A 5,961-nucleotide genomic window follows, 5' to 3' on the forward strand; every position below is an offset into this window, starting at 1 on the left:
CGCAAGCCGGTGAGCCGCCACTTCGGGCCCAACATCGCCTATGCGCTGTGGGCACTTCCCGTGCTTCGCCTTGCCCTGCCCCCGCTTCCCGAGAGCTGGCGGGCCAGCGCCGAGACCCCGGTCGCCGCGGCGAGCGAAGTCATCACTTATTACATCGTCGATCCGGTCACCGTCCCTGAGGCGGCGGCAGCGTCCACCACGGTTCCGATTGAGGCCGCGCCGTTCGATTGGCTGCCGGTGATTGCCGCGATCTGGGCCGTGGGGGCGCTTGCCTTTCTCGCCTATCACCTGATCGCCCATAGCCGCTTCTGCGCGCGGCTGCTGCGCCGGGCGAAGATCGAGCGCACCGTCGCCGAAGGACGCGTGCACGTGATCGAAACCGATGCCGCCACCGGCCCGCTCGCCTTCGGGATCTGGCGCAAATATGTCGCGTTCCCGCGCGATTTTCACGAGCGCTATGACCCGCTCGAGCGCAACCTCGCGCTCGCCCACGAACTCGGTCACCACCTGCGGGGTGATCTGATCGCCAACTGGATCGCGCTGGTCGTGCTCGCGCTCCATTGGTTCAACCCGGTCGCGTGGCGGGCGTTCCGCGCCTTCCGCGCCGATCAGGAGATGGCCTGCGATGCCCTGGTGCTCTCAGGCCGCGCCCCGGCGCTGCGCCACGCTTACGGCCGCGCCATCGTCAAGTCCGCGCATGGGGGTGCGGTCTCGGCAGCTTGCCACTTGCATACCATCAATGAACTCAAAGGGAGGTTGAGAATGCTTTCGAAGCATGACCGGAAGTCGCGCTCGCGGCTCACCGCCGGCGTGGCGGGCGCGGCCGCGCTGACGCTGGCGGGGCTCGCGTTCACCGCGTCGGGCACCCAGGCGGCGGCGAACCTGCGCGCCGATGTCGGCGACGCGATCGGCGTCGATCTGCAGGAGGCGCCGCCTGCGCCCGAGGCGCTCGACGCGCCGGAAGCGCCGGACGCGGTGGAAGCGCTCGATGCCCCGGACGCACCCAAGCCGCCCAAGGCCAAGAAGGTCGAGCGCAAGATCGTGATCATCGAGAAGGGCAAGGACGGCAAGAAGCGCGAAGTCCGCGTGATCCACGCGCCCGGCGACGGCAAGTCCTTCGTCTGGTCCGACGACAAGTCGTTCGTGTGGAACGGCGACATGCACAAGCTCGCCCGCGTCCCCACCATCTCGTCGATCAAGTGCGGACCGCCCAAGGACGGCGACGTCAAGATCGACAGCAGGGACGGCAATCACCGCAAGATCGTGATCTGCACCGACCGGATCGAGGCCCGCGCCGAGGCCGCCGCGCACCGCGCCGAGATCGCCAGCGCGCGCGCCGAGCATGGCCGGACGATCGCGATCGCCAGCGCCGAGATGGGCAAGCGCCACGCGCTGATGGGTCTCAAGATGGCGCGCCGCTCGATCGAGTCGCAGGATGCGCTCAGCGCGGAACAGAGGGCGGCCGCGCTCAAGGGCATCGACGATGCGATCCGTGAGGTCGAGGCCGACGCCGACAAGGACTGACGCGAGGAATCAACGAGAGGGAGGAGGAGGCCCGCGGCAAGCCCATCGCCGCGGGGAATGCTCCGACCGGGCCGGCTGCTACCCCTATGGCAGCCGGCCCTTTTCGTTTGCGGACTTGCCTCGGGCAAAGCGAGCCGCCATCTCGACCGCATGACCGAACCCGCAACCGGCGAAGCGATCCAGCTCGAACCGCTGGTGGAGCGGATCCTCGCCGGCAACCCCTCGCCGTTCACCTACACCGGCACCGAGACCTATCTGGTCGGCACCAGCGACCTGGCGGTGATCGATCCCGGACCGGACCTGCCGAGCCATGTCGACGCGATCCTGCGCGCGATCGCCGGGCGCCGGGTGCGCGCGATCCTGTGCACGCACACCCATCGCGACCACAGCCCGGCGAGCCGCGCCGTCCGCGCCGCGACCGGCGCTCCGATCATCGGCTGCGCGCCGCTGGCGCTCGACGATGACGGCCCGCGCGCGGACGCCGCGTTCGATCGCGACTATGCCCCCGACCGCGTGCTCGGCGATGGCGAACAAGTGGCCGGCGACGGCTGGACGCTCGCCGCGGTGGCCACGCCCGGGCACACCTCCAACCATCTCTGCTTCGCGCTGGAGGAAAGCGGCGCGCTGTTCACCGGGGATCATGTGATGGGCTGGTCGACCAGCGTGATCGCACCGCCCGACGGCGACATGGCGGCCTATATGGCGAGCCTCGACAAGCTGCTCGGGCGCAGCGACCGCGTCTATTACCCGGCGCATGGCGATCCGGTCGACAAGCCGCAGCGGCTGGTGCGCGGGATGATGGGGCACCGCAAGCAGCGCGAGGGCCAGATCCTGCGCCTGCTCGGCCAGCAGCCCGGCGAAATCCCGGCGATGGTCGAGCAGATGTATGCCGGGCTCGATCCGCGGCTGTTCGGCGCGGCGGGGCGCTCGGTGCTCGCGCATCTGATCGACCTGCGGCAGCGCGGGATCGTGGTGGAGCAGGACGGCGGCGCATGGCGGCTGGCGTGACGCGCGACCCGCTGCTGCGCGGCGTGCTGATCGCCGCCGCCCTTGCGGTGATCGCCGCGGCGGCGTGGCTGTCGTGGGACCGCTTTGCCGAGACGCGGCTGGAGACCCTGCCCGAGGACGGCGGCGCGCCGGTCACCCAGATCGTCACCGCGCGGCTGACCGGAACCGGCACGCTCAAGGTCGCCGAGCTCTCCGGCATCGTCCAGGCCACCGCCTCGGACATTCGCGGGCTCGGCTGGCTGCGCAGCGACCAGGTGGTCAAGATGCCCTATTCGGTCGGCTATTTCGTGGATTTGTCGAAACTCGCGCCCGGCGACCTGCAATGGGATGCGCAGCGCAAGACCCTGATCGTCGACGCGCCCGACGTCACCGCGGCGCCACCCAACACCGACGAGGGCCGCCGCACCCTGGTCGAGACGAGCGGCATCTTCGTCACGCGCGCGGCGGGCGAGGCGCTCAGCCAGCGCACCTCGATCCGCGCCGCGGCGGTGGCGCAGAAGGAGGCGACCAGCCCCGAGCGCATGGCGCAGGCGCGCGAGATGGGCCGCAGGGCGGTCGCCCGCCTGCTCGCCCAGCCGCTTGCCGCCGCGGGGCTCGGCGACGTGCGCGTGGTCGTCACCTTCCCGCCCGAGCGCAACGCGCCGAACCGCGACCGCTGGGACATGTCCAAGTCGGTCGATCAGGTGCTGCGCGAACGCGAGCTACGCGAGAAGAGGTAGTTAAGCCGAGCCGCGAAATGTGATAGTTTCCGGACCTGACGACCTCCTGGGGGCAGGCACGATGGCGACGGTTGCGGATGATGTGGGCGCCGAACGGCGCGACGACGGCTTCTTTCTCTGGTCGAGCCTGCTGATGGCGCTGGTGCTGGTCGCCGGCTTCTCGGTCCAGCTCGTGGCGGGGCGGTCGAGCTTCGGCGCGCCCTGGTACGTCCATGCCCATGCGCTGGTCTTCTTCGGCTGGGTCGTGATCTATGTCGCGCAGACCGCCTTCGCGACGCGCGGGCCGATGCGGCTGCATCGCCTGCTCGGCTGGGTCGCGGTCGGCTGGGTCGTGGCGATGGTGATCGCCGGCTTCACGGTGATCGCGCTCAAGATCCGTGCGGGACAGGCACCCTTCTTCTTCCAGCCCCAGCATTTCCTGATCGCCAACCCGCTGATCATCCTGCTGTTCGCGAGCCTGACTGCGGCCGCGGTCAGCATGCGCCGGCAGACCGACTGGCACCGGCGGCTGCACATGTGCGCGATGATCGCGCTGCTCGGCCCGGGCTTCGGCCGGCTGCTGCCGATGCCGCTGCTGATCCCCTGGTCGTACCAGATCGCCAACCTGCCCGGCCTGGCCTTTCTCGCCGCGGGCATGATCGTGGATCATCGCCGCACCGGCGAGGTCCATCCCGCCTGGTGGTGGGGACTTGGCGCGATCCTGGGCGTGATGATCGGCACCGAGCTGATCGTCCATTCGCCGCTCGGCAGCCTGATCTACGAAGCGGTGACCGCCGGTTCGCCGGGTGCTGCCGTCGCGCCGCTCGAATTCGCGCCGCCACCGCCGCCAATGGGTTGAACGCGGGCCCCGACAAGGCCATGTGGGGCCAAAGATCGAGGGTCCCAGAATGAACGCACCGACTGTGCTCACCGGCGTCGACGTCCGCGCCGAGATCGACCGTCTGCGCAAGGAGCGCAACGCGGTGATCCTCGCCCATTATTACCAGAAGCCCGAGATCCAGGACCTCGCCGATTTCGTCGGCGACAGCCTCGAGCTCTCGCGCAAGGCGGCCGAGACCGACGCCGAGGTGATCGCCTTCTGCGGCGTGCGCTTCATGGCCGAGACCGCCAAGATCCTCTCGCCGCAGAAGATCGTGGTGCTGCCCGACATGAATGCCGGATGCAGCCTCGAGGACAGCTGCCCGCCCGAGCAGTTCGCGGCGTTCCGGGCGCAGCATCCGGATCACATCGCGCTGACCTACATCAACTGCTCGGTCGAGGTGAAGGCGCTCTCCGACATCATCGTCACCAGCTCGTCGGCCGAGAAGATCCTGAGCCAGATCCCCAAGGACCAGAAGATCATCTTCGGCCCCGACAAGCATCTCGGCGGCTATATCAACCGCAAGACCGGCCGCGACATGCTGCTGTGGCCGGGCGTGTGCATCGTGCACGAGGCGTTCAGCGAGACCGAGCTGCTCAAGCTCAAGGCGCAGCATCCGAACGCCCCGGTCGCGGCGCACCCCGAATGCCCGCCGCACGTGCTCGACCATGCCGACTATGTCGGTTCGACCAGCGGCATCCTGCAGTTCGCCAAGGACTTCGACGGCGACACGATGATCGTCGCGACCGAGCCGCATATCATCCACCAGATGGAGAAGGCGGTGCCGGAGAAGACCTTCATCGGCGCGCCAGGCGCCGACGGCAACTGCAACTGCAACATCTGCCCGTACATGGCGCTCAACACGCTCGAGAAGCTCTACGTCGCGCTGCGCGACCTCGAGCCGCGCATCGAGATCGGCGAGGACATCCGGCTCAAGGCCAAGAAGAGCCTCGACCGCATGCTGGCGATGGCGAGCGGCACGGTCGGTCTCGGCGACCTCGGGCCGCTCCGGGTGACCGGGGATTGAAATTGCCGGGTTTGGAAAATCTTTTCATCGTTCCACTTTCGGTTCGGTTGAAATGCTACCAGCGCGCATTTTATCCAAATAGGTTCGTGTAGGAAAGTTTTTCCGGTTCGTGGCGGATTTACGCGGGTTTCCGGGCGTGTGGAAGCGGCGCGCGTGCCCGGAAAACGATCGATTCGGCGACGCGGCGGAAGCCGGAAAGTGGAACATGTCGTGCACGATGTTTGCTTCCAGGGATCGTGCGATCTCTCTTTTCACCGAGTAGGATGTCCCGAACATGGAAGCCTGTGTCCCGAGACCTGGGTCCATGCCCTGCTCCCTCGCGGCGGCCGTTCGCGCCAACGGTCACATGCGCGGCCTTTGATCGGAAGCGACCGGGCCGGCGAAACGATCGGTTTCGCCGCGCGGGATTGATCTTCACGCGCCAGGATGAAAGGTTTCACCTACGCAACGGCGAGGCAGGCTTGCCGCGCGAGGAGAAACATCATGCCGATCCCTGCAAGCTGGTCCGACAAGCTGCTGAGCGTCCTGCGCATCGTCGCGGGGCTTTCGTTCCTGCACCACGGCACGTCCAAATTCTTCGGGCTGCCGCCCTTCCCGATGGAAGGCCCGCTGCCGCCGATGCTGATCGCCGCGGGCACGATCGAGCTGGTCGGCGGCGCGCTGCTCGTCCTCGGCCTGTTCACGCGCCCGGTCGCCTTCATCGCCTCGGGCATGTGCGCGGTCGGCTATTTCATGGCGCACGGCTCGAAAGGCTTCTTCCCCGCCGCCAATGGCGGCGAGGCGATCCTGCTGTTCTGCTTCATCTTCCTCTATCTCGCCGCGGC

General features: G+C 68.1%; 7 protein-coding genes. 6 read left to right on the forward strand and 1 reads right to left on the reverse strand.

The features are described from left to right. The 5 genes from ABDV68_RS17975 to nadA form a co-directional block, all read left to right on the forward strand. A partial coding sequence (locus ABDV68_RS17975; protein WP_343521472.1) for a M56 family metallopeptidase occupies positions 1 to 1,524 on the forward strand: 1,524 nt, incomplete at its 5' end. 150 nt (positions 1,525 to 1,674) lie between these two features. Further along, complete coding sequence (locus ABDV68_RS17980; protein ID WP_343521473.1) at positions 1,675 to 2,532, forward strand: MBL fold metallo-hydrolase; 858 nt, start codon at positions 1,675 to 1,677, stop codon at positions 2,530 to 2,532. Then, a complete protein-coding gene (locus ABDV68_RS17985; RefSeq protein ID WP_343521474.1) occupies positions 2,517 to 3,251 on the forward strand; it encodes a DUF4230 domain-containing protein in 735 nt (244 codons plus the stop codon). The genes ABDV68_RS17980 and ABDV68_RS17985 overlap by 16 nt, the downstream gene beginning before the upstream one ends. A 61-nt stretch (positions 3,252 to 3,312) precedes the next feature. After that, a complete protein-coding gene (locus ABDV68_RS17990; protein ID WP_343521475.1) occupies positions 3,313 to 4,089 on the forward strand; it encodes a hypothetical protein in 777 nt (258 codons plus the stop codon). A gap of 49 nt (positions 4,090 to 4,138) precedes the next feature. Beyond that, a complete protein-coding gene (gene nadA / locus ABDV68_RS17995) occupies positions 4,139 to 5,137 on the forward strand; it encodes a quinolinate synthase NadA (protein ID WP_343521476.1) in 999 nt (332 codons plus the stop codon). 24 nt (positions 5,138 to 5,161) lie between these two features. Here the strand turns inward: nadA and ABDV68_RS18000 are convergent, their stop codons facing one another. Next, positions 5,162 to 5,443, reverse strand: a complete 282-nt coding sequence (locus ABDV68_RS18000) for a hypothetical protein (RefSeq protein WP_343521477.1) — start codon at positions 5,441 to 5,443, stop codon at positions 5,162 to 5,164. A 177-nt stretch (positions 5,444 to 5,620) separates the two neighbouring features. Between ABDV68_RS18000 and ABDV68_RS18005 the strand changes: the two genes are divergently transcribed. Next, positions 5,621 to 5,961 (forward strand): DoxX family protein (locus ABDV68_RS18005; RefSeq protein ID WP_343521478.1); only part of this gene is annotated, 341 nt, incomplete at its 3' end.

This window comes from Sphingomonas sp. (assembly GCF_039595165.1).
In the GTDB taxonomy this organism is placed as follows: domain Bacteria; phylum Pseudomonadota; class Alphaproteobacteria; order Sphingomonadales; family Sphingomonadaceae; genus Sphingomonas.